A 25,820-nucleotide genomic window follows, 5' to 3' on the forward strand; every position below is an offset into this window, starting at 1 on the left:
CATTCTCTGTTGAGAATTTCCGAAGAAGTCTAATCAAGCTTACTTCCGTATAATATTTAAGTGACGATTCCTGACCATATTGTAAGCATCACGCTATCCAGAGAGAGCGAAAGGATCTCCTCAGGAATGACGAGGGCTTGAACGGTTACTATCTTAAGGCTTCTTTTGAGATTAGATCCTCATGTAGGATATGTAAAGCATCTATTCTCTGAGCATTGAAATAATTTTTACTTCACTATTAGGTAAAGTAAATTCAGATAATTTCACAAAGCCATTTTTTTCATATAACGCTTGATTTTTAAGAGTTGCTGTTTCTAAATAACAAGGAAAGCCAGTTTCATGGGCTAAGTTGAAGGTATGCTTCATTAACTTAGTCGCAAACCCCTTACCTTGTAATGCCGGTTGGCTTGCGAGGCACCAGCAATACCAAAAAGCCCGATCTCCCATGTTTTTTTTTCGTTCCTGCTGACTTAACTCATCCAGAATCATGAGCCTCTTAAAGGCGTCATGACCCATTTTTTGGGGTAGAGTAAGAAAACCAGAGCGTAGCCCTTTCCACCAGGAAAATTTTTTGTCAGATGGCAATTTGCGTAAGGCGACTGCTTCAAGCTCTGCAGTACAAAATGCCTTACCATATAATATGCAGTACCGGGTGATGGCGGAAAACATCATAGGAGCTGCTTTTTCATAGGAACTATCGAAGATCCAGCCCATGACAGGATCCTCTGCAAAAGCCTCAGTTAAAATTGCGGCAGCGGTGTTTATATCGCTTACCTGAAGATCGCGTATGTGAATGATTTGCTACCTATTATTTATCAATAAATTGTTTAATTGTCCTGGTAAGTCTTGAAACTAATTCATCTATTTCATTCTCACTAATAATTAATGGTGGTAATAGTCTAATCACGGTGTCTGCTGTTACGTTAAAGAGAATACCATTTTCAAGACCAATTAATCTGGCATCATTAGCGGGTCTATCAAGTTCAATGCCTAACATATAACCTTTGCCGCGGAAGGCTCGGACTGAGGAGAGTTCACCGAGTTCCAACATTAATTTTTCTTTTAAAATGGCGCTATTACGAGTAACAAGCTCACATACATTATCTCGTTCAATTACCTCTAAAACAGTTAATGCAGTTGCACAAGCAAAAGGATTCCCACCAAATGTAGAACCATGATTTCCCGGCTTGAATAAATCACAGGCTTTTTCACCCATTAAGCAAACGCTAATAGGAATGCCATTGCCTAAACCCTTCGCCGTCGTAATAATATCAGGTTGAATTCCATGATGCATAAACGAAAAATATTTTCCTGTTCTGCCATTTCCTGTTTGAATTTCATCAAGAATTAACAACCAGTCATGTTTTTTACATAATTCGGCAAGCGCACGTAAATAGGCGTCTTCAGCAGCATGAATGCCTCCTTCACCCTGAATAGGTTCCAGCATGACCGCTACCACATCATCACGGTTTGCAGCAATGGTATGAATGGCTTCGATGTCATTAAAAGGTGCACGTATAAAGCCAGGCACGAATGGTTCAAAACCGGCCTGTACCTTACGACTACCTGAAGCTGTTAATGTCGCCATTGTGCGTCCATGAAAGGCCCTTTCCATAACAATAATAGACGGTGTCTCAATACCCTTTTTATGGCCATAAAGACGAGTGAGTTTAATGGCTGCTTCATTGGCTTCTGCCCCTGAATTACCAAAAAAAGCTTGTTTCATGCCCGATAAAGAAGTTAATTTTTCCGCCAATAACTCCTGTTCTTTAATATGATAGCCATTCGATGTATGGAGTAACTTTGCTGCCTGTTTTTGGATAGTTTTGGTAACAGCTGGATGTGCATGGCCTAATCCACAGACAGCAATCCCACTTAACGCATCGAGATAAGCTTTACCTTGATCATCGTATAACCAAATGCCTTCCCCATGAGTAAAACTGATAGGTAAGGGGCTATAACTGGTGATTAGTGCCATGAAAACTCCTTATTTGTTAGCGTTAAATTAACGCATATTACTAGTTACAAAATCCCAATTAACGAGTGACCAGAAAGACTTAATATATTCAGGACGTGCATTGCGATAGTCAATATAATAAGCGTGTTCCCAAACATCACAAGTTAATAATGCTTGCAAACCTTCGGTCATCGGTGTGCCAGCATTGCTTGTGCTGATAATTTTAAGAGAACCGTCTTTATCTTGGACTAGCCAGGCCCACCCTGAACCAAAAGTAGTGGCAGCTACTTGAGAAAATTGCTCTTTAAACTTTTCAAAAGAACCAAAATGCTTGGTAATTGCTTCGCCCAGCTTGCCTGTAGGCTCTCCACCACCATTGGGACTTAGACAATGCCAATAAAAAGTATGATTCCATATTTGTGCAGCATTGTTAAAGATTCCACCAGAAGATTTCTTAATAATGTCCTCTAAACTAAGATTCTCATATTCTGTACCTGGAATCAGTTTATTAAGATTCGTCACATAAGCACTATGGTGCTTACCGTAATGATACTCTAGTGTTTCTTTAGAGATGTGAGGTACCAGTGCATCCAATGCATAGGGTAGTGGTGGTAATGTAATGGCCATTTTTTAATCCTCTCAATTAAATGAGTGTTAAGTGTAGCAGGAAGGTAAACATATTCAATGTCGAGTTAGGGTATAGCTTTCTTTTTAGTTCGGACAGCTTATGTCTATTCTTATTTATTGTCTGAATAACTTGAAAATGCCTCTTCTATTATTATTTAATAAAGTGGGCTATTGGGAGCCTAGTTGCGAATTGATCTTATTTTCGCCATAATTAACACTGGCTTTAATAATTTTTTATAATAGGTGACCCAGTGGATACAATAGAAAAAATTAAACAACAAATTGCAGAAAATGCAATACTACTCTACATGAAGGGTACTCCTAAAATGCCTCAATGTGGCTTTTCGGCTCGTGCTGTGCAATGTATCGATGCATGTGGGGTAAATTTTGCATATGTAGATGTTCTTTCTAATCCTGATATTCGTCAAACACTGCCACAATATGCGGATTGGCCTACGTTTCCACAACTGTATGTAAAAGGTGAGTTGATTGGCGGTTCGGATATTATCGCAGAGCTTTATCAACAAGGTGAGTTAGAGTCTTTGTTACGTGAAGCAGTGGCACTTTAAGCTTAATAATTGTGCACTTTAGTGTGCCTGTTCAAGGAGAAATAGATGAGTGTTTTAGTTGGACGTAAAGCGCCTGATTTTACGGTTCCTGCTGTATTGGCTAATGGGGAAATTACTGACAAGTTTAATTTGCACGACTCATTAAAAGGCAAATATGGATTGGTATTTTTCTATCCTTTAGATTTTACTTTTGTTTGCCCTTCAGAATTGATAGCGCTTCATCATCGTATGGACGAGTTCAAGAGTCGTGGTGTTGAGGTGGTTGCTGTTTCCATTGATTCGCAATTTACCCACAATGCTTACCGCAATACTTCTGTTAAAGATGGTGGTATTGGTCATGTTAACTTTACTCTTGCGGCTGATGTTACTCATACCATTTGCCAATCTTATGGTGTAGAACATCCGGTGGCGGGCGTTGCTTTCCGCGGTGCTTTCATCATCGATAAAAATGGGGTTGTTCGTTCACAAATTGTTAATGATCTACCGATTGGTCGTAATATTGATGAATTAATTCGCATCATTGATGCAGTTCAATTCTTCGAAGAGCATGGTGAGGTTTGCCCAGCTGGTTGGCAGAAAGGCAAAGCTGGCATGAAGGCTTCACCTAAAGGTGTTGCTGAATATCTTGCCACTCATTCAGACGATTTATAAACGTCGACACAAATTTTGCGCCAGGTATTCAGCATGGCGCAAAATAATTCGGCTGTTCTTTCCGCATCATAAACCGCAGAGTGTGCCTCATTTGCATTAAATTCAATTCCCGCTGCTTTTGCTGCTTTTGAAAGTACAGTTTGCCCATAAATTAAGCCTGCCAGCGTTGCTGTATCAAAACAAGTGAATGAATGAAAGGGTGAGCGAATGCCAGTTCGTTTAACTGCTTCCTTTATAAATAGTAAATCAAACCAGGCATTATGACCTACCAAGACAGCTTTTTGACAATGTCGTTCTTTGAGCGCTTTATTGATAGGAGCGAAAATGTTTTTAAGTGCTTGCTTTTCATCAATGGCAAAACGCAGTGGTTGGTAAGGGTCTACCTGAATAAATTCAAGTGATTTCTCGTCCAGTTCAGCACCTTCAAAGGGTAAGACATGTTCAAAATACGTGGCTTGTGGAGCAAAGCCCCCTTCGTCATCAACATCAAGAAGAACAATACAAATTTCCAATAAGGCATTTTTTAAAGGATCTACTCCGGCTGTTTCTATATCAACAACAACTGGCAGGAAACCACGAAATCTATCTTTTATTTGTTTGCAGAAAATAATGTCATTCGCTGTCATGGACACTCCATTGGAGAGTTTCTCCTGCGGCAATAGGAACAACCTGCTCGCTACCAAAAGGAAGTACGGAAGGGATGGATTGTGGCGTTTTTCTTAAAGTTAGCTGGCTTTTGTTGATTGGTAATTGATAAAACTCAGCCCCAAAACGACTTAAAAAAGCATCCAATTTATCCAAAGCATTTAATTGTTCAAAAATCTGTGCATATAAAGCAACGGCATAAGGGGCTGAGAAAATACCAGCACAACCACAAGAGCTTTCTTTATTGGCTAGCGCATGGGGAGCACTGTCGGTGCCCGCAAAAAACTTTGGATTGCCGCTTATTAATGCTTGTTGTAGCGCTTTTTGATCAGTTTCACGTTTTAGGATGGGTAAGCAATAATAATGAGGTTTAATTCCTCCTGCCAATAAGTGATTGCGATTATAAAGTAAATGATGAGCTGTTACCGTAGCAGCTACTGTTTCAGGAGATTGTTTAATAAACTCAACGGCTGCTTGTGAAGAAATATGTTCAAGGACAATACGTAATTTAGGAAAATTGCCTATTAACTCCATTAAATCGGTGCAAATAAATTCAGCTTCACGTTGAAAAATATCGCCTGAGGTAGTTTCACCATGAATTTGCAACACTAAATTTTCAGACTGCATGATTTCAAATAATGGATAAAGTGCTCGTAATGAGCTAACACCTTCCTCAGAGTTGGTGGTTGCACCCGCGGGATAAAGTTTAGCACCTAATATCGCAGGATAGTTTTTTATTTTCTGAAGCTCATCGGCTGTGACTGTGTCATTTAGATATAAGGTCATAAAGGGAGAAAAATCCATTCCTTCAGGTAATGCGGCGATTATTCGATGATAATAACTCATCACTGTTTCAGTAGTAGTAAGGGCGGGTTTAAGATTAGGCATAATGAGAGCACGTGCAAAATGTTTTGCGGTAGCGAGAACAGTGTGCTCCAGGTAAATACCATCGCGAAGGTGGACATGCCAATCATCGGGACGAGTAATTGTTATAAATTCCACAATAAAGATTCCGCTAAATTTGCCGATACTCAAGCATAACATGGATTGCTAAGCAGGATGAGCAAAAAATGGCATTTATGCGATCTGTTATAACTCGGTTGCTAAACGTTGCAATTTTATGCTGGTTTCCAATTAATCAAGCCCTTGCTGAGGTCCATGTTGATTATGCTAGCCCAATGGGCGATGAAAACTGGCGAATGAGTGGCAGTCGATTGCGCTGTGGACTCGCTCTGACCGTGCCAAATTTCGGAATTGCTTACTTTGAACAGTATGCTGCTAAACCTCCTCACTTTATATTAAGCAAATGGCAACAGGTAACCAAACAACTTCCAGCAGTCGTTTCGGCTGTGCCTCCGGTTTGGAAACCTTATGGGAAAACATATTTTGTTTCTAAAACTACAGTTAATCCCGGGGAGTATGGGCTTTATTTATCCCGTGAGCCGGCACTTAAACTATTAACTTATTTGGCTGAAGGATTTCAAAGCAAATTTGAATATCGTTCGGAAGAGGGATTCCCTGTGAGCGTGTCGCTTTCTCCTATTCATTTTCAGAAAGTATATGCAAAATATCAACGCTGTTTAGGCAATTTATTGCCTTTCGATTATGCGAGCGTACGAACAAGCGTGATATATTTTGATACGGATAGTTTTGAATTAAGTGATGAAGCAAAAAAGCAACTTAATAAAATTGCTACATATTGTCGCGCGGATTCCCAGGTTAAACGTGTAAAAATAGCAGGTTATACGGATGATACAGGCCGTAAATCTTATAATAATGCCGTGTCAGAAGCACGCGCTAAAGCAGTAGCTGTTTATTTACAAAGCCAAGGTGTGCGATTAGAACGCCTGTCCGTTACTTGGTATGGTATTAAAGATCCTGTGGCGCCTAATGATTCTGAAGCTGGAAAAACCTTAAACCGCAGGGTGGTAGTTAAAATAATTAAACCAACCATTTGAAAATTAAGTTAAAAAAAATTTGCATTGACTGCCTTTTATCTGTTAAATTCAAAAAAAATTTAGCCAGTCTATTGATTCCAAACATTTAATCAAGATAAACGTTTTTAAACTGACTTATCTTTGATCAAAATGAAAGAGGCTTTTTTAAAAGAAATAATTAGCTAATCCTATCTTCATGCAGATGATAATAAATTAGTTAGTGTGGATATAAAAAAAGCATCTTTGTTCTTTTGGTCGATTAAATTATCGAATTTATAGAGAATTTTTGTGGAAATAGTGTTGACTTTGATAAAGTAGCGCTTGATAATCTGACCATGTACGTTCTCGGATAGAGCGATGATTGCGTACTATAGTCAATACCATGCTGTGGTTTGACGGCTAAACGGGAAATTAATAATAAAAAAGTGGAGATGAAGCATGTTAAATCTGAAAAAAACAGCGGTAGCTGTTCTTGCTTTAGGTAGCAGTGCAGTATTTGCTGGAACCATGGGTCCTGTTTGCACCCCTGGTAATGTCACCGTTCCTTGCGAAAGAACAGCTTGGGATTTTGGTGCATACGCTCTGTACCTACAACCAGCATATGATGCTGATTATGGTTACCATTCTTTCACCAGCAGTATCGACGGTGTTTCTCAACACTATCGTGATATCGATCCAGAGTGGGGTTGGGGCTTCAAATTAGAAGGTTCTTACCACTTCAGTACTGGTAACGATTTAAATCTTAACTGGTACCACTGGAACAAAGAAACTGACAATAGCTGGGGTGGAGTGTTCATTGATGGTTTCGGCGGTCCATTCTTCGGTAGCCACCACTTCGAACCTAAGTGGGATGCTGTTAACTTAGAATTCGGTCAACACGTTGATTTCGGTGAGTTCAAAGACATTCGTTTCCATGCAGGTCTACAATATGCTCGTATCGAACATGAATTGACTGCATCTGGTAACTTCCCACCTGTTTCTGTAGCTACTGGTTTCTCTACAGTTCGTGATACAGAGTTCAACGGAGTTGGTCCACGTGTTGGTATGGATATGCAGTATAACTTCGGTAATGGCTTTGCTATTTACGGAAATGGCGCTACTGCACTTCTAGTTGGTGATTCTAAGTTCAACACTTCAACTGGTTTCGGTGGTTTCGTAGTTAACTCTACTTCTGGTTCAAAAACTTCTATCGTTCCTGAATTAGAAGCTAAGTTAGGTGCTAAATACACTTACGCTATGGCTCAAGGCGACTTGACTTTAGATGCTGGTTGGATGTTTGTTGACTACATCAATGCTAACCACTTTATCAACTTCCTTGGCAACCGCGAATCTAACTTCGCTTTACAAGGTCCTTTCGCTGGTTTGAAATGGGTTGGTAACGTTTAATAGTTAAACCAAAACATGTCTTACCAAAGCCCATCCTTGTTGATGGGCTTTTTTTTGATAGATGGAGTGATCAATGTTGAAAAAAACAACCCTCGCTATTCTTTGCATGGCAACAAGTAGTTTCGTATCTGCAGGGACCATGGGGCCTGCTTGTGTTCCAGGTGATGTGACGGTTCCTTGTGAAGCTAAAAAATGGGATATTGGCGCACAGGCACTTTATTTACAACCAATTTATAGCGCTCAACGAGGTTATGAATATCGTCCTAACTCAAATGTAAAAGGAATTGATGATGATTGGGCTTGGGGATACCGTTTAGAAGGCTCTTATCATTTCAATACCGGTAATGACATTACCATGACTTGGGTGCATTTCGATAGCGAAGACTCCCGTCAGTCAGGTTTTGCTGGTGTAACGCCATTTACTGGCCTTTTAGAGGTACCTTTTGATATAACTTTTAATGATCGATTTGATCAAGTTAATCTTGTAATGGGTCAACATGTTGATATGGGATTGTTAAAAAACGCTCGTTTCTACGCGGGATTACAATATGCCAGAATTCGTATTGATACCGACTATATTTACGCCTTGACATTGCCAGGTGTAGCACCTGCAGGTGTCGTTCAAGATCGAGATACAGATTTTAATGGCGTTGGTCCAGTTATTGGTATTGATTATTCCTACGATTTAGCCCATGGATTTAGTGTTACCGCGAATGGTGCTGCTTCGGTTTTATATGGAACAACTCGACTTAACGATAGTTTTGTCTTCGCGCCAAACGGCTTAGTTCCAGTCAGCATATATGCAAGCAAAAAAGCGGTTGTACCCGGTGTACAGGCCAAGCTTGGTTTAAATTATGCCTGTGAATTAACTCAAGGTGTTCTTAATATTGAGGGTGGTTATCAAGTTATTGATTATTTCGATGCCTTGCAAACCCGTGATATCTGTTGCGGCAGATTAAAAAATTCTGATTTTGGACTCTATGGACCTTACCTTGGTGCAAAATGGGTAGGCAACATTTTATAATCTCCTTCTTGTAAGAACAAAAGCCCTATAGAATTAGGGCTTTTTTATTGGCTTAAATTCAACCGAATACCTGTCATTTTCTGTCGTTCAAAATTTACTCATATGGACAATTAATAAGACAAAAATTATTGTGCACAAAGGCTGGCCACTTCGATCGAGGCAAGTTATAATCCTCAGCGATAAATAATCAGGAAGCAAAAAAAACAATCAGGAGTGCTGTGTGTGAAACAAAAAGTACTTATTATGGCCATGGCTGCTATTTCAGGCCCCTTATTTGCCGCAGAAAATAATGCTGAATTGCAAAAACAAATTCAACTGCTACAGGCACAAACAAAGGCCTTACAAGCTCAACTTGATGGCTTGCAGAAACAATTAGTGTCACAGTCAAAAAGAGCTCCTTCTGCGCCCAGGCAAGTTGCACAAGAACAAAAGAAAGCACCAGAAAAAGCAACAAGGCAAATTGTAAAAACAGAAACAAAGGAGAATAAAAGGACAAAATCCAAGAAGGATCCTGTAAAATTTCATAATGCTCCTGTTCAATTACATGTTGTAGATGGTGATCCGAATTCCAGCAGCTTCTATCCAACAGCACTTGTCGCAGATGGACAGGTAGTAACCTATATCGCTGGTACTCCTGTTGTGACATCGCCTTATACTGGTGATAGACCAGCATTTGATGGCTCTGATTACATTGTGAATATTTCGAGTATTAACCGAGATATTCGATTAATGGAACAGCGACGACGTGTTTACGGGGTTTATGAGAGCATGGGCTATCCCGTCCCTACCATGCCAATTATTGCTTTGAGTGGAAAAATTGAACCGGTTGGCGATGTAACACGTCCCTTTAATGGAGATACTACTGGTGACATAAACTTAAGTTCGAGTGAGCTTGATGTTACTGCACTCATAAATGACAAAGTAGAAGGATTTATGTCGATTGCCTTTGATGATGCCCCGCCTGTATTAGGCGGTCCACGGGTTGAAAATTCGACATTTTATTTAAACCAAGGCTTTGTTAACATTGGTAATTTAGATATTACGCCCTATTATTTTACCGGCGGCCAGCTTTATGTTCCCTTTGGTCGCTATTCAAGTGCTATGGTGAGTTCACCTCTAACTCTAAGGCTTGCACGCACAAAATCAAGACCTTTCATTTTGGGTTATAAATCACAAACGGATTCTGGACCATTTGCTGCTGTGTATGGCTTTAAGTCGGATACTACAGATGGACATTCAGGGGTTGGCGGTTTAAATGTTGGTTACACCATTAAAACTGAGAAGACACGAGGTGAGATTGGCGCAAGTTACTTAAGCAATATTGCCGATTCTGCTGGAATGCAAAATACCGGCTCAGCTCCTGGCACAACCTTTGGCGGGTTTGGTTCAACCACCAATGGTAGCGAACATATTCATAAGGTTTCCGGTATAGGAGCTCATGGCACCCTCAGTATTGACCGCTACAACTTTACCGCGGAATGGGTGTCTGCCGCCGCAACCTTTAACCCTCTAGACCTAAGCTTTAACGGCCAAGGCGCCCGACCACAGGCAGGTCAGTTAGAAGCGGGTGTAACCTTTATGGCATTTTCAAAGCCAGCATCTCTCGCTGTAGGTTATCAATGGACTCGCCAAGCATTAGCTCTTAATTTACCTGAGCGTCGCGTTGCTGGCGTTTTCAACATTTCCATCTGGAAAGACACCGTAGAAAGTCTTGAATATCGCCATGATATTGACTACAAGGCTGATCAATTTGCTAACGGAGCTGCTCCTGCAGGCGTTGTGAACCAAAATACCGTGGGTACGAATAAAACATCGGATGCGGTAGTAGCACAAATTGGGGTTTATTTTTAATTCTATCAAAGCATAATCGCATTATTCTATGAGGGAATTTTGGATAACTGCAAACGCTCCTATTCTATTCATGCCATATTTGTGGCCTGAATAGAATATAATCATGATTTGTTGTCTATATCCCTAAAAATACTGCTATTCTTATCCTAATAAGGAAATAATCTAGGGATTTGTATGGTAGCGGTGCATGCCTTAACACCTGTGAGCTTTTCAAATTATCCTCTTAAGGCAAATTCCTATTCAAATTTTCAATCAGTCAGTCATTGGCAGAAAATAATCATTTTTATTAGTCTGTTTTTTATTAGTATCATTTCATGGGCCAATAAAATTGTTGAGCTTAAAATAAATGGCGCAATTGGTCCGGCAACGGCTGATTTTATTAGTCGCGGCATTGACAATGCACAACAAGCGTCCCTTATTCTTATTATTCTTGATACTCCTGGTGGATTAGAAAAATCAATGCATAGCATTGTTCAAGATATTTTAGCTTCAAAAGTACCGGTTGTGACTTATGTGGCCCCCAAAGGGGCACGTGCTGCAAGTGCTGGAACATTTTTAATTTATGCAAGTACGCTTGCTGCAATGGCACCAGGAACTCATTTAGGTGCCGCAAGCCCAGTCAATTTAAATGAAATGATGGATAAAAATGATAAAAGCCAAGAACCAAAATCCTCTATGAAACAAAAGGCTATGAATGATGCCATAGCTTATATTCGTTCTTTAGCACAGCTTAGAGGACGCAATGCAGAATTTGCACAACAGGCCGTAACAGATGCTTCAACATTAACAGCTGATGAAGCTTTGCAGAATGGCGTTATCAATATTGTTGCAAAAGATCGTGGCGATCTTTTGCAACAATTGGATGGCTTGGTAGTAACTCAGGATGGTCGAAAAATTCAATTGAATACAAAAAATACGCAGGTAGAGCAGATCACACCAGATTGGCGCATGCGTTTTTTACAAGTGATCACCGATCCTACCGTGGCCTATTTACTTTTATTACTTGGAATCTATGGCATCTTTTTTGAACTGGTGAATCCAGGCTTTATGCTACCTGGCGTGGTGGGGGCTATCTCAATTCTTTTAGCGCTTTACGCCTTACAATTGCTACCGATGAGCTATGCAGGACTTGGTTTAATTATCTTAGGTATTCTCTTTATCATTGGAGAGGCTTATGCACCAAGTTTTGGGGCGTTAGGATTTGGTGGCACTGTAGCATTTATTATCGGTTCTATATTATTAATTGATTCCAATCATAATAGTTATCGAATTGCCTGGTCGGCAATATGGGCAATGGCAGCTGCAAATCTTCTTATTTTACTGACGCTAGGAACAATGACTTTTAAATCAAGAAAGAAGAAGTTAATGCATGGAATTGCTGTCCTATTGGGGGCAGAAGGAAGAACGTTGGGTGAGGTTAATCCACAGGGGCAGGCTGTAATCAGAGGAGAGATTTGGGCTGTACATTCGAAGCAACCTATCGCAGCTGATAAGCGCATTAAAGTGATTGCTACTCAAGGCCTTCAACTCGAGATAGAAGAAATACAAACTGCGACAAAGAATGGAATTAACTAACGGAAGAAACTGTTGGCTTTTGTCATCAAAATGGAACTTACAAAAGCACATTAATAGACTTCCAAAAGGGAATAAGGAGAAAACAATGTTCTCATTCATGGGATTTTTTATAATAATTATTGCAATTTTTTTAATGTCCACCTTGCGTGTCCTTAGGGAGTATGAGCGAGGAGTTATATTTTTATTAGGTCGTTTCTGGCGTGTCAAAGGTCCAGGGCTCATTCTGGTTATCCCTATTGTGCAGCAGATGGTACGTGTTGACCTACGCACCGTCGTTATGGATGTTCCAAGTCAAGATGTCATTTCCAGAGATAATGTGTCGGTACGCGTGAATGCAGTTCTCTATTTCCGTGTTGTCGAACCGCAAAATGCTATTATCCAGGTTGAAAATTATTTTGAAGCAACAAGCCAATTGGCGCAAACAACATTGCGCTCTGTGTTAGGTCAACATGAGTTAGATGAAATGTTAGCGGAGCGAGAGCAATTAAATAGTGATATTCAGAAAATTCTCGATGCACAAACGGATAGTTGGGGGATTAAGGTTTCTAACGTTGAAATCAAGCATGTGGATTTGGATGAAAGCATGATTCGCGCTATTGCAAAACAAGCCGAAGCAGAAAGGGACAGGCGGGCAAAAGTTATACATGCCGAAGGGGAGTTACAGGCATCAGAAAAGTTATTACAAGCCGCTCAGGTTTTAGCCCAGCAACCACAGTCTTTGCAATTACGTTATTTACAAACGCTCTCAACATTGGGTGCTTCAAATAATGCATCTACAATTATTTTCCCGATGCCAATGGAGCTAGGTGAGTTGCTTTGTAAACTAAACAAGAAATAATGTTGAAGTCTGATTTACAGGAAGCCAGCTTGGCTGGCTTCCTGTAATAAGCATCAAGAATTACCTTTGTTGGCTGCAATATTCTCCTTAATACTTTCATCGATTGACTCAACAGCCTGTTTACTGGCTGTTTTTGCCTCAAAGAAACGCCATTTTCCAGATGAGATTTGTGTCAATTTATAAATAGAAAGAACAGCAAGGATTACATTGATAATATCCACAAACAATTTCTTATAACCACGATGTTCTGCGAGAATCTTATAATCCTCCTTACCAATAGCATCCTCACAGTTGTGTTGAAATTCTTCCGCACTGGACCTCTTTTGCGAATAGTTAGTGTATTCTTCGCGTAGTTTTTGATGAAGTCCAAGTGCAGCAGTTGCTACTGCCTCATATTTATGATCGTGAACTGCTTTTAAAGCATGCTTACAAGCTTTAATTTTCAATCTCTCAAGAGATACTTCTAATTTGTCTTCTGGTTTTTTAGACTTAGATGCTACTTTTTCAAGCATGGAGCAATCCGTTTGTAGCTCTGCAAGCCATTGATTACGCATGGTTTCTGTTACCTGGTTATGAGTCAGGATCTGTCGCATCTGTTCATAACAAGGTGCTTGACTAAACAGGCTTTGTAAGACATTTGCAGTCAAATCACCTCTTACTAGTAATTTGCTAATAAGGTCTGGAGTTGCACATTTTTTAGCGAGTGACTGCAATTGTTCTCCAGATAGTTCGCCATTGTCGATATTGTTAAGATCCAACAACACCTCAACATCGTTTTCTTCAGCACAATCAACCATTTCCTGAAGTGGTAAATGACTCAATATTGATTTACCAAAATAACGAAGAGCATTGAGAGCCAGTTGCGGTCTTTCTACAGGCTGTTCTTTTATAATTTCTTGCATGTCAGTTGACGCATTCTCAATATTTGCTTTACTGTATTTTGCAAATATATCACTGAGGCAACCATCCCATGCTTCAGGAGTATCAGCTGTCTTGGTTTGGGCAAATAATTTGCGCGCGAGTTTTTGTAATAATCCGTGATCATCTGCAACCGTTGTTTCCACAGTAATTTTTTGAGCAACTTGCGGTGAAAATTGCGCATTGGTGATGGCAATATCCATGACTTCCTTCGTTGCTTTGGAATGAGACACGGTTTCCAACAGGACATGAGAATTAAATGCATTTTTGGCGAGCTCTTTCAACACAGCTAAGTTGATTGCGGTTTTGTGTTGAAGAATTTGCGTTACTTCAGAATTACTAATTACATTTTTAAAGATGTCAATGACAAGTTCTGGCGATAATGCTGGATGTTTATACAGTTTCTCGCGCACAGTATTGGTCGCTTTTGCATGATTAAAAATGAGTTTCAAGGTTTGCGCATCGCTGGCTTTATTAAGAATAATTACTAATTGTTCAGACGTTAAATTAGTCTTAGTAAGAATAGTCTGTAGAACTTTATCGGTAATATCAACTCTGCCAAGTAATTTTTGAATAACGTTTTGATCCTGGCATTTTTTTGCTAGCGCTATTAATAAGTCTTCAGAAAGATTTCCTGTATTTACGTTTTCGACAAGTATTTTAAGATCATCGTTACTGGCTTCATTTATCATTTTTTCAAACGGCAAATGGGCTGCCATCGTTTGACCAAATTGTCGTAAAATAGTAATTCCTACTGCAGAACTTAATTTTTCTTTATGTTGCTTGATAATTTCAGTTAAATCTTCTCCTTCCTTAGCATTTTGGAATGCAGAATATTTTGCAAAAATATTAGCAAGTTCTTTTTCCCAATCACGTTTCACCGAAGTGTTTGAGTCGACTGCTTCCTCGTATTTCGCGAAAGTTTTCTTAGTCAATTTTTGTAATAAGTCATGATTGCCAATCACTGTACTTTTAGTGATAACTTCTTCCGCCATGCCTGGTGAAAAACCGTTGCTATCAACGGCAATACTCATTACGTTAAATGTTGCATTAGGATGCGAGAGTACCTGATATAATGTTTGCGAATTGAACTCACCTTGGACAGCCAGCTCTAATGTTTTCTCTTCCACTGCAGTAGGGTGTTCAAGAATGATTGAGAGCGAATCATCATCCAGTTTCTTTTGTGTAAGTAAAGACTCTACAAATTCCTTGCTAAGAGCGCTGTGTTTGAATATCTTCTGATGAACAAGATTGGTTGCTCCTGGATGTTGGTAGACTTGCTGCAAGGTATCAGATTGTTTGATACGCTGCAGAATCAATAATAGTTGCCTCTCTTGCAGATCAGGGTTCTTAAGGACGGCCTTTAATACCACCTCACTGAGATCCATTCTTGCAAGAAAACTATCTATGAATGGTTGGCCTTTACTTTGGCATGCTTTTGCCAGTGATAACAGAATCTCATCGCTCAGTAGTTTACCTGTTTTGCGGTAATCAACTAATGTATTCAGCGTTTCTTCATCAGCAATCTCAATTATTTCTTTTAAGGGGAGAGTTTGCAGCATCGAAGGACCAAATATTTTCAGAATACTAATACCAAGTCTGGGGCTGATAGATTTTTGATTTTGACTAATGACTCCCATTATGTGGTATGCGTTAGATGACTTCTCATATTTTTTAAATATTGTCACCAGGATATCTTCCCATTCTTCTGTCGCCGGTGGTTGACTTAAAGGATATTGAGCAAAAATTTTCTCGGTGATTGTTTTAAGTAAAGCATGTCCTTGTGTGGCTTCTCCAGCAAACGTGATCAAATTTAATGCCACAGCAGGTGAAAAAGTCCCACTATTGAGGGCTTTTCTTATGACTTCATAAGTGGCTGAAGGATGTGAGATAACAGCTAACAGTACAGTTTCCTCAGTTGATATCGAGACAATTTTTTCTAGCACCTTCGCATCGATTGCTGTGGGATGTTGTAAAATTAGCACCAAATCTTCTGTTGACTTTATTTGCGGGAGGATAGACATTAACAATCTATTGCTAAGAGCAGGATGCTTATAGACTGCTATCCGCACGCTATCTGTTGCCTTTTTATGGTTATAGACATCTTCTAATAATGACTCTCCTTTAATAAGGGCAAGGATAGATAATAATTGCTCTTCTTCTAAAAAATCAAGCTGAAGGATGGTGGCTAATACAAGAGTATTAATCTCCGTTCTTTTAATAATTTTTTGTATTAATTCTATACTTTGACATACAGTGGCAAACCGCCCCAGGAATATAGGATGTAAGGTAATAGGCAAATCAAGGAGAGTATTTATAAGGGTGTTATTAAGGGCGTCATTTTGTACAATATTCGCAATCAGTGTCTCAGAGGGGTTGGCTGTCTTTAAAAGTGCACTTAGAACCTGCGGGGATTTGGTATCGCGCGCAAGGACTTCAAAACAGTGCATAACCGTTTCATTACCTTGCAGAGCAGGATATCGGCTCATGAGATGCAATGCTTCAATACCGGCAATAAGCAATTTATCCACACTCTCTTCTTCCGAAGGCTTAATGTTATGTTGTTCACAAAAGAGAGAGAGTGGCATGCCTAAGCATTTCTCAAGACTTTTTTTCTCTTCCTCTGTTAATTGATCAGTTAAAAATGGTTTGTTGGGGTTTTCTCTTATGCGATCAAATAACTTTTTAATATTGGTGAGGTTCTTTATATGATCTTCAATAAAACCAAGACTGTTTATAGGCAAATTAAATTGTTGCTGTATGGTCTCAACGGAAACTGTTTTTACCAGTGCATTCTGGTTTAAGTATACGAATGCCTGGGCAACTTTTTGATATTCTGCAGCCTGAGTAGCAATTGTTTTTGGGAATAATGTTTTCCAATTAAATTTAGTAAGGTCTTCAAAAGGATGCTCGGAAATGTAGATAAGCCCTTCGATGTTTCCTTGTGTCAAGGCTGTTTTTAATTGCTGAAGCGCAACTTCACACCCTGGTCGGTAAGCTTGTAAGTTATTTTCAAAGAAGCTAATTTTTTCAACCGATTCTTCCTGGAGCCAAGTTAAGGGCGACTCTTGATTTAACAGACTTGAGAATTCGCCATTAAAAAAGCGCACTTGTTCCCGTAAAGATAAATAGTGCTTATTGTCAAGCATTTTTGCAGGGCGCGTGCCTTTAAAAACAGTATCTTGCGTGGTTGCTATCCAACTATCTTTATAAGACTCAATACGGGAGGCTAATTGTTCTGCCTCTTGAGGGGTTATAATGGTGGCATGGAGTTGTGTACCTTCAAGGTGGTACCAAACAAGAAAAACTGGTTTCATAAAGACATTAATATGATCTTTTTGACCAACATAAGTCTCAGCATAATTTATACTGACGTGAAGGTTGTCAGAAAAAACCGCTTTAGTGTTAGAAAATGCATTTAATGTGGATGTTCGTTGCGCAATGTTTGCTTTGAAAGAACTATAAACCCAGTCTAAGGTACCTTTCTCTTTTAATTTGGGATTAAAGCAGGCATTAAGTGCGATACGCTCGACCTGAACCTGTTTTTGGACTTCTTTTTGCACCTGCACTTCCTTGCCATGTCCTTCTTCGGCACTATCATATTCAGGTAGACAATAAGGAACCGCAGTTTTGATTATTGTTTCTAAGGCAACAAAAGCTGCTCCCGATTCATCTTCTATAGAAAGGTTAGCTTTTTTACGACATTCATTCCAAAGAGCAAACAATTGTTTTTTATGGCTGCCAAGAATATCTAATAATGCTTGTTTTTTGTTAACGGCGCCATATAAAGCAAATAGATCAAGCGAGGGGGTATCAACAAAAAATTCTTCGAAGTTTGCTGCTAATTCAGCTTTGTGTTCGGCATCTTCTGAAGGCAAATCTTGAATCAATGAAAGAGCAGTACGGCGAAGCAGATTAGCCATCTGTGCTTTGGTGGCAAATAAATTATCTAACCATAAAGTCTTTTTGTCGTTTTCTTTCAAGCGCTCGATTAATTCATCAAGCGTCAGGTTAAGGCGGGTAGGTAAAATAAACTCTAAGGTTTGTGCTTGACTTATACCGCGAAAGCGCATATTCCCTTGGATGACCCCTTGAAAAGAATCTTTTTCATCGGCGAGTACAATACCGTGAGCATTTTCAAACTGGGTAATATCTGTTCCCAGGGTATGAGCCTGATCATAGTAAGTAAACCGTTCTTCTGGCGTTGAGCGAAGTAGGCGATTGATTTCCTTCTCATCACTTGTGCCCAGAACAATTGTTTTTGCGCTACTAATATCAAGTGCACATAAGACTTGGTCATCATTAAAATACAAAACTTGCTTTATGGGTTTGCTGAAATAACTTTCATTCTCCTTAAGTTTCTTCTGAATAAAACTTGCTATTGTTTTTGCTGCATCAAGGTTGCTAACGCCAGTGAAGGTGGCATTGATATCAATAATGGCACGAACATGACTGGGATGAGCTGATTTGGTTAATACTTCCTCTACAAATTGAGCAACATTTTCATAATTTAGAGTTGATACACGTGTTTTTTTGCTACGTAACAATTCGACAATGTAATCATCACTACCAAAAGATGATTTTGGATCATAGCTTAAACGTTGATGGAAGGTGGTATGATTGCTTGGTGTACCTGATACCCCCTGTACGCTACGATAAAGGTCAACATGGTTGAATGAATCGCTTGGAATAATGGCGCCATCGTGATGAATTTGTTTTAAAGAGCGCTCCTGCAGAAGAGGAAATATAAGCGAGCGATTGTAGCGATGACGTTCAAATAGTAAACTCATTTGCTGTGGATCATCAACATTAATTTGGCTCAGAGTTAAAGTGCTGCCGTTCTCTTTTTCTAAAAGAGCAAACCCACGTGCAGTTGGGGTTTGATCCATTTGGGTAAAGACTGGATTTTGGAAGAGCTCTTGGCGGGCCAAAGCTTGCCACTCGAGAATACGCTCTTTAAATAATTCTATGCTAAGACCCTTAATGAGCATCATTTGCGTCGTTAAATTAATGGCTTCAAGTTCATTTCCAAAGCGGCTTTGCTCATTTGCTACGTTATTACCAACATAGGGAATGGCGAGGGTATATTCGATTGGACTTAAATTTTCGCGTTTTGAAGCACCATAATTGGCATTTAGTTTACGACGCAGTGTTTCGCTAAGCAGTTCACTAACTTGTCGCTTAAAAAAAGCAAGGGTGGCTTTTTCTTCTGGGGTGGCATTAATTACTGCCGCAGGCATTGTTTTGGCTTTACCCTCAAGATAAGCAATAAGTTCTTGTTGCGCTTGTGGGCCATAACGCAGTACGGCATTGTCAGCAAACTGATGCAATGGACCACTCGTCGCAAGAAGTTTGTTTGCAAGTTCGTTTTTAAAAGGGGCCCAATTATAGCTGTCAGGCAATTGAGGCGCCTTTTTAATAAAATCGAGATCAATTAAATTAAAAAGCGCGATGGAGTTTTTAATGAGAGCAGGGCTTAGAGGTTTCGGTTCACCGGAGGTGTAGTTTAATTTTTTCTTTAGCCATAAGCCTTGATGAACCTCATCAATAATGCAATCACCATAATTGCGTAATAATCCGGTGAGTTTATCGCACCAGTAAACTTGTTGTTTCCATTCCGCATCTCTTTCTTTTGATCGCAGAAGCTCAATATATTTAAGCTCTAATGACTGCATCGCGTCACCTGTTGTAACGAGGTAGCTACGCGTTGTCATGACTTCCGTAAATTGCCGATATAATTGTTCAAGACGTGCGGCAGAACTATTGCTATCACGGTTAAATTCAAAGCGATAGGCGCGTTTGCCGAATAAACGTTGTGAAGTGCGATTAAAATCGACGTGATTTGTTGCTAATAGTGCTGGTGGAACTTCAATGATTACTAAGTTATCACCTTGAGCTTTCTCTTCAGCGAGAATAGGCAAAATAACTTTGGATTTGCCCCCGCCTGGGATAATTTTTTCGATTCTTTCTTTAAAACCAACGCCATTTTCAGGACGCTCCAGCAATGCTTTAAGAGCACTAACCTGGCGGGTACGGAGGAGAATATCCTCTTCATGCTGAATGATGACCGTGGCAGGTTTATCTAGGCCTGGAATGCTCTCTCTTGCTAATACGTCGAGAACCTTCATTGCATAGTTTGCATCGCCTGTTTTACCCGCCTTTTTTAAGTTTTCGTTTACATTTTTAACCAGTTTAGCTTGGATGTCTCCAACCAGAGCTGTATGAATTAAATTCTGTAGTTGCTGGGCTTTGGTAGTAGTGTCTAGTCCTGTTTTCTCCACAGTGTAGGCCACATCTGCTCGACAATACATCGACATTAAATCAACTTTAGTTAGTGTAGGGCGTGATTGGGCTTGCTTTTCAATCTGCCATTTTTGCGCTAGGGCAGGATCTTCTGGTCCTTGATTGGCAAGTTCTAATGCTGCATCCCATGAGCGCTCAGCTTGCTTTAAGAGATCTTGTTCGGTTTTAATAATTAGTTCAATTGCTTTAAAATAAGGTTCCTCAACAATTTTTAACGCAAGTTCTTTTTGTTTTTGTTCGAACTCAAGAAGAATTTTACCAGCGTCTTCTTCAGACGATGCCGTCAGAAGAGCATTGTTGCCTTTCTCATGCAGTTGCCTGTAGTTTAAAACTAATTCATTGAATGCGATATGCTCACTCTTTCCAAGAGTAGTTAAACCTTTTTTAATAGCAGGCTGTTCAAGCAAAGAACTATTGTCCAGTGTCGGTGTAACTAGCGGGATACGTTCCGGTCGTTTTCTTTCTAAAATTTCTTCAGGGGTTGCCAGAATTTCCTGATAAACGTCCTTGGCTTGATAAACTTGAAGTGCAGGAATTGGATAGGTTTTTACTGAGGATACGACGTCGGTAAATTGAACTTCTGCTGCACTAAACTGACTTTGCGCCAGCGCTCTATTATGGGCAATGCGATAGAGTATATTGCATAATAGGGGCACATTGGATTCTTGGTCAGCCAAAGGAACATGGCGATGGGCAATTAAAGTTTGGCGGCAAAAGTCAAGCAGCCGCTTACTTTGTTGCGGATCTTCGTCAAAAAGGGCGATCTGAAAATAAGCAGGAAAATTAATTAAGAAAGTGCTTTCCTTAATATCCGATGAAAGAATCTTTACTGAGGGCTCAAGAGCAGAAACTTGAAGTCTCTTATCTCCAGGGAGTTTATTTTCCCAGTCTTCTACCGTTGTTTTTGTTACAAATGGCAGATGGCCGCGCTTGATAGTAATTTCTGTTGGTAAGCTTAAATCAAGAGGGACAAGTTCCAGAATGCTCGATTTAGCATTAACAGCTTTAAATTTTTTTAGATGTTTGTCAATCAAGGCCAGTCGTTTGATGTCAGCTTCGCTTGGGGGAGCTGATTTAGCACGTGCAAGAAGTGTTTCTTTTTCTTGAAGAATCGTTTCAAGGCTTAATTTTAGCCATTCATAACCCAACGTACCAAGAGGCTGACGCTCCTGGGTTTGATGGTAATAATCTAATAGACGTTTTCGTTCATGCATTGAGAGTGCATAACTGTGCGGCATGTAACGATGCATGGTTTGAAGGCGAGAGAAGAGATTATAAATGGTATTTGGTAGTTGTTTTTGAAAATTCTCTAAACGCTCATAGGTTAACTTTGCATAGGTGGCATTGGCTGTACTACCGGTTTGTGGTTCAACTAAATCAAATTTTCTATCTTGTAACAGAAAATCACAAGCGAGATTCACAGCCTTGAGTTTGCAGGCAACGTAAGGAGGGGTCTTCTTGATCGCATCTTCACTCATACCAGGTAAGAGATGAGGTAGCTCATTGCAAATCCACTGAATGTATTGCAATTCTGCTGGATCACCTGTTAACCCGCCCAGGCGAGTATTACAATCTTCTAGTATTTTCCACGCTTTTTCAGGCTGATGGGTCGCAAGATAGATATATGCGAGATAAAGAGCATCAGCAACCGTGTCGGCAACAGGTTCGCCATTTTGCATGCGCAAGCTTACATATTTTTCACTATTTTGGTAATCCCAAAGTGGTTTTTGCTTGGGTTTATTGTTGTTCCATTCCTCTTCCAGTGTAGTTTTGGCGATCACGCCTTGGGTGTCATGGACGACTGGATAAAAATCACTTACCTCTGCGCCTTGTTCTGTGGCGTAAAAGCGAGCAACAGGAATTAAATAACGACTATAAGTATTGCCAGTGTCATCTTTACTGGTTAAAACCATTCCTGCGACGGAAGCATGGATAGGAGAAGCTTGAACAAGATGCTCTCCAGTCTCTTGATGGACAAAAGAAGTCTCATTTGGCTTCCTCTCAAGCGTAATATTGTAGCGAGGTAATTTAACGACAGTATGATCACCTGTTGGATTTTTCTCAGTAACTATAAATTGATTACTTTCAAAAGCATTAATCAATGCACGTGATTTAGGATCAAGGTGAGTTAAGGTATAGGCTTGACTTAAATCGGATGATTTCTCATCTAGAAGATAAAAGGTATTCCCTTTAACCGAATAGATAGGCACATTGTTTTTAATTAATAATCCTGAGGTCTTGTCATAATTGAGCGGTCGCCAAAAATCCATGGTGTCGTCGATTAAAACTTGCGGTAATTCAGGATTTATATGGTCACTAGCGCTATTGGCATGCTTGGCAAGGTGATCGTTCGTCAGCGGTACGAGCTCATAAGTCTCCTTTTTACCTTGAACTTCCCAAACTTTTTGTACCGTAAGTTTATCGTTATTATAGTAGAGGTATACTTTGTCGGTTTTGTCGCCTAATACCATATATTTCCCATCTGCCGACATGAGACAGTCTTGTATATGCTGGAGACCTAAGCGTTTTATGAGCGGATGATTTTGTAATGTGAATGGTACACCTGCACGTGCTAATCCCTTTTCGAACAGTTTGCCCAAAAGAATGTTGGCTTCTATTATGTTGCCAGTTTCATTTTGAAACTTATAGACAGGGAATTTGTCGTCAATCTCAAGAGGTTTCAAACTTTGGGTACTGGGGTGTTTTGCTAAGGTTTCTTTCAGAATACTTTTAACTGTTTTAGGTGATTGTTCCATTGCAAATATTTGAAACTGGGCAATCGCTTTATCAACTTCCAGCCGGTGGCTGCTGTCTTCAAAAATAGATGGATTGGCATGACTTTGTATGTAGTAATATGCTTCGAAAGCGCGTGCGAAAAGCTGCTCTGATTTGTCTCCCAATTCAATTTGTGTCATGAGAGTTAGAAATAAATGTTGTTGCAGAACATAGGTAACTTCTTGGGTATTAGGTAATGCCAACTGTTTGAGAAGTTGCACTTGAATATCTGCAAGACGCCTATGGCCTTCGGCTTTGCCAGCAAGGGCTAAATAACGACTAACTTGATAATTTATATGAATAAAGAAAAGAGATTCTCGCGTTAACTGCCCCTCTTTGTCGTAAAAGCGAAATCCTGTTTGCAAAAATTTATCAAATTGCGGCAAAAAAGTAGGCTTTTCAAACGCGTCAGATAAAAGTCCTGGCTGAAAAAGGTTAGCTTCCACATAACGCTGATCTGATTCATTGGCAAGTTTATCGATATTGCGTGTAAAATAATCAATGGTCAGAAGAACCTGCAGTGAAGGTTCGCTTCGAAGATGAAAATAGTCGCGTGCAATAATATCTGCTTGCGTAACGGGTGGTGGATTTTTTTGGTCAGTAATCGGCTTTACGGGATTAAGCTGAATGGCATTAGCAGATTTTACCTCCAACGGCGTTAAAAAAGACTTTGAAGTGACATCAGCCATTAAAGCGTCTCGAGCAGGAGAATCCTGTAAAGCATATTTGCCTTTAGAAATTTCTGTGGATAATTCTTGCCAAGCAATAAAAGAGGCATACAATGGGCTGTACATAAGAAGCTCATTGTCTCTCATGGTAAACTGCATAAAGGATCTAGCGTCAAATTGTTGTTTAAAGAAGGGATTGATAGCGGCTCTAAGTTTAACCTCATAATCAAGATGGTTTTTAACTTTGGTAACTAACGATTGAAATTTTGGATCAAGCGTGTTTCCTATGAGGTTTTGCGAGATTATAAAAAGAGATTGTAGCCCTTTCGTTCTAATATGGGCATGAAGTGTGGAAGTTTCATTACCATATTTTTTTTGATATTCGAGTTTTAATTCTTCGTTAAGTGTAGATTCTGTGGCCAATAAATCCTTGAAGTAATTATAAAGCTCCGTGTGACTTTTTTGACCATAGGGTGGGAAACGTTTCTGTAGTTGCTTAAATTTATTATCAAGAGCTGGGTGATTTGTTGCATAAAATGGATCTCTTGAATGATTGCCTACCAAAGTACGCATCGTATACTCAATGAAAGGCATAAATGACGGTAATTTTTTGGTTCTCGCAATCGTATCTTCTATGTTCATCTGGATAGTAGCAGTACATAGCGTCATGATTTGTAAGGAAGGTATCTGTGAATCCTTAAGCCATTTTGTTTGCAAATTTTGTAATAATGTCTGAACTTCATCAATCTGCTTTCCGAAGGCTTCATACTGATGTAAATATTTCAGCTCATCATACTTTGTATAAAAAGGATCTGAAGCTTCAAGGGGCAATGCGGTCAGAAGTTTTTCTAGGTGATAATATTGCACAACCGGATCGGCTATAAGTTTAATTTCCTTAACCGCCTGCTCCAAATTGCTTAAAAAATTCTTGCCATCACCAAAATCAATTGGTTTAGGAGGCTTAGTATAGGTGGGTTGAATCAAACTTGGTGGTACGGCCACGGCGTTAAGGTTTTTTACGACGAGCTTAGGTAGGGGATCATCTATAACTACCGGTTTTGGAGATTTGGTAAAAGGTGTTTTATTGAGTTTTTCTTTTATTTCTGCAAATTTTGCCAGATGATATTTAGTTTCCTTCTCACTAAGGTTCTCTAAACTGTTTAATATTTTTAAGTTATTTTCAATTGCTAAATTAATTTGTTCTTTAACTGAAGCCGTGTAAGGTTCTGTACGTTTCTCAAGACAGGCCGTAGCATATTCAAAAAGGGCATGTTGCTTGAATTTGAAGATAAAAAGCTCGTAATCTTTACCTGATTTAGACATAATTTTGAGCATTTGATGCAAGCAGCGTTGTGAGCAGGTCCCTGATAACTGTCCACCAGTATAAGCGTGCCCGGGAATTTTCCCTCCTGGAACTTCTTCTCCACCAATATAGCTAATACTTGCAAGCGTTTCCTTATAAAGTCGCTTTGCTGAATAAGGTTTTTTGCTATGTTCTGGTAATGTTAATACAAGTGCTTTAAAGAGACGCCCGATAAAAAGACCAACTTCATTGGTTTCTGTTTCTGAGGTGGGTTCAGGGAAATGCCAAGTCTTGGTAGGATTATATAGCTCCTTTTCCAGTCCTGATTTTTTTTCATGAAATTCAAGGCCACCACCGGCATTAAACGCTGTCAAATCATAGCCATCTTCTTTTCGCGTTATCTGATAAACCATTGCATGACCACCATCCTTGTGCACCCAGCCTCCGGGTAACAAGATGGACTCACCTTCTTTGAGTTTCTCAAGTTGCTTGGCGATGCTAATCCCCAGCGCGTCGATTTTGGCTGACGTATCGCTGTGACTACTCAAGGTAAACTGAGTTAACTGCTTCTCAATATCAGTTAAATAATGTAGCTGATTTAGCAATTGGATATAGTCAGGAGGAACTGATGATGTTTTTTTCAGCTCTTCCAAATATTCATGCATGTATTTAACTGTATTGCCAAAGTGATTGCCTTCAAGTTTGAAGGTCCCTGAAAGATTTGCATCATTTTCGATATGAGCAAATAAAGAGGCATTAATCGTAGTAGTCATTTTTGCACAGTCAGCTTTTT

The 25,820-nt window shown here is 39.6% G+C and carries 14 protein-coding genes; 8 read left to right on the forward strand and 6 right to left on the reverse strand.

Annotated features, from left to right (window positions below):
* Positions 1-201: 201 nt before the first annotated feature.
* The 3 genes from PXX05_RS14120 to PXX05_RS14130 form a co-directional block, all read right to left on the reverse strand.
* Positions 202-714: a GNAT family N-acetyltransferase gene (locus tag PXX05_RS14120; RefSeq protein WP_275088830.1), complete on the reverse strand. Its 513-nt coding sequence runs from the start codon at positions 712-714 to the stop codon at positions 202-204.
* 94 nt (positions 715-808) lie between these two features.
* Entirely contained in the window at positions 809-1,978 is a 1,170-nt protein-coding gene (locus PXX05_RS14125; protein ID WP_275088831.1) for an aspartate aminotransferase family protein, read from the reverse strand.
* A 27-nt stretch (positions 1,979-2,005) separates the two neighbouring features.
* Positions 2,006-2,584: a superoxide dismutase gene (locus PXX05_RS14130; protein WP_275088832.1), complete on the reverse strand. Its 579-nt coding sequence runs from the start codon at positions 2,582-2,584 to the stop codon at positions 2,006-2,008.
* A gap of 251 nt (positions 2,585-2,835) precedes the next feature.
* Here PXX05_RS14130 and grxD point away from each other — a divergent pair, with 251 nt between their 5' ends.
* Both grxD and PXX05_RS14140 read left to right on the forward strand, forming a co-directional pair.
* The gene (gene grxD, locus PXX05_RS14135) at positions 2,836-3,153 is read left to right on the forward strand and encodes a Grx4 family monothiol glutaredoxin (RefSeq protein ID WP_338034420.1); all 318 of its coding nucleotides are present in this window, start codon (positions 2,836-2,838) and stop codon (positions 3,151-3,153) included.
* A gap of 45 nt (positions 3,154-3,198) precedes the next feature.
* Complete coding sequence (locus PXX05_RS14140) at positions 3,199-3,804, forward strand: peroxiredoxin (protein WP_275088833.1); 606 nt, start codon at positions 3,199-3,201, stop codon at positions 3,802-3,804.
* Here the strand turns inward: PXX05_RS14140 and rnt are convergent.
* On the reverse strand, positions 3,786-4,430 hold the full coding sequence (gene rnt, locus PXX05_RS14145; protein ID WP_275088834.1) for a ribonuclease T: 645 nt from the start codon (positions 4,428-4,430) through the stop codon (positions 3,786-3,788). The two genes, PXX05_RS14140 and rnt, sit on opposite strands and share 19 nt — an antisense overlap.
* Entirely contained in the window at positions 4,417-5,451 is a 1,035-nt protein-coding gene (gene pyrC / locus PXX05_RS14150) for a dihydroorotase (protein WP_275088835.1), read from the reverse strand. The genes rnt and pyrC overlap by 14 nt, the downstream gene beginning before the upstream one ends.
* 68 nt (positions 5,452-5,519) lie before the next feature.
* Here pyrC and PXX05_RS14155 point away from each other — a divergent pair, with 68 nt between their 5' ends.
* From PXX05_RS14155 to PXX05_RS14180, 6 genes are all read left to right on the forward strand, one after another.
* Positions 5,520-6,407, forward strand: coding sequence for an OmpA family protein (locus tag PXX05_RS14155; RefSeq protein WP_275088836.1), 888 nt, complete (start codon positions 5,520-5,522; stop codon positions 6,405-6,407).
* A 417-nt stretch (positions 6,408-6,824) separates the two neighbouring features.
* Positions 6,825-7,772: an Lpg1974 family pore-forming outer membrane protein gene (locus PXX05_RS14160; RefSeq protein ID WP_275088837.1), complete on the forward strand. Its 948-nt coding sequence runs from the start codon at positions 6,825-6,827 to the stop codon at positions 7,770-7,772.
* 73 nt (positions 7,773-7,845) lie between these two features.
* Positions 7,846-8,796: an Lpg1974 family pore-forming outer membrane protein gene (locus PXX05_RS14165; RefSeq protein WP_275088838.1), complete on the forward strand. Its 951-nt coding sequence runs from the start codon at positions 7,846-7,848 to the stop codon at positions 8,794-8,796.
* A 222-nt stretch (positions 8,797-9,018) separates the two neighbouring features.
* Positions 9,019-10,647 carry a FlxA-like family protein gene (locus tag PXX05_RS14170; RefSeq protein WP_275088839.1) on the forward strand — a complete coding sequence of 543 codons (1,629 nt, stop codon included), beginning with the start codon at positions 9,019-9,021 and terminating at the stop codon, positions 10,645-10,647.
* Between the two features lie 174 nt (positions 10,648-10,821).
* Positions 10,822-12,222, forward strand: coding sequence for an NfeD family protein (locus PXX05_RS14175; RefSeq protein WP_275088840.1), 1,401 nt, complete (start codon positions 10,822-10,824; stop codon positions 12,220-12,222).
* A 97-nt stretch (positions 12,223-12,319) separates the two neighbouring features.
* Positions 12,320-13,060: a slipin family protein gene (locus PXX05_RS14180; RefSeq protein WP_420844654.1), complete on the forward strand. Its 741-nt coding sequence runs from the start codon at positions 12,320-12,322 to the stop codon at positions 13,058-13,060.
* Positions 13,061-13,113: 53 nt separating this feature from the next.
* On the opposite strand, the gene PXX05_RS14185 is transcribed toward PXX05_RS14180, so the two are convergent.
* The gene (locus PXX05_RS14185) at positions 13,114-25,800 is read right to left on the reverse strand and encodes a DUF3638 domain-containing protein (protein WP_275088842.1); all 12,687 of its coding nucleotides are present in this window, start codon (positions 25,798-25,800) and stop codon (positions 13,114-13,116) included.
* Positions 25,801-25,820 lie beyond the last annotated feature (20 nt).

This window comes from Legionella cardiaca, assembly GCF_029026145.1.
GTDB lineage: Bacteria > Pseudomonadota > Gammaproteobacteria > Legionellales > Legionellaceae > Tatlockia > Tatlockia cardiaca.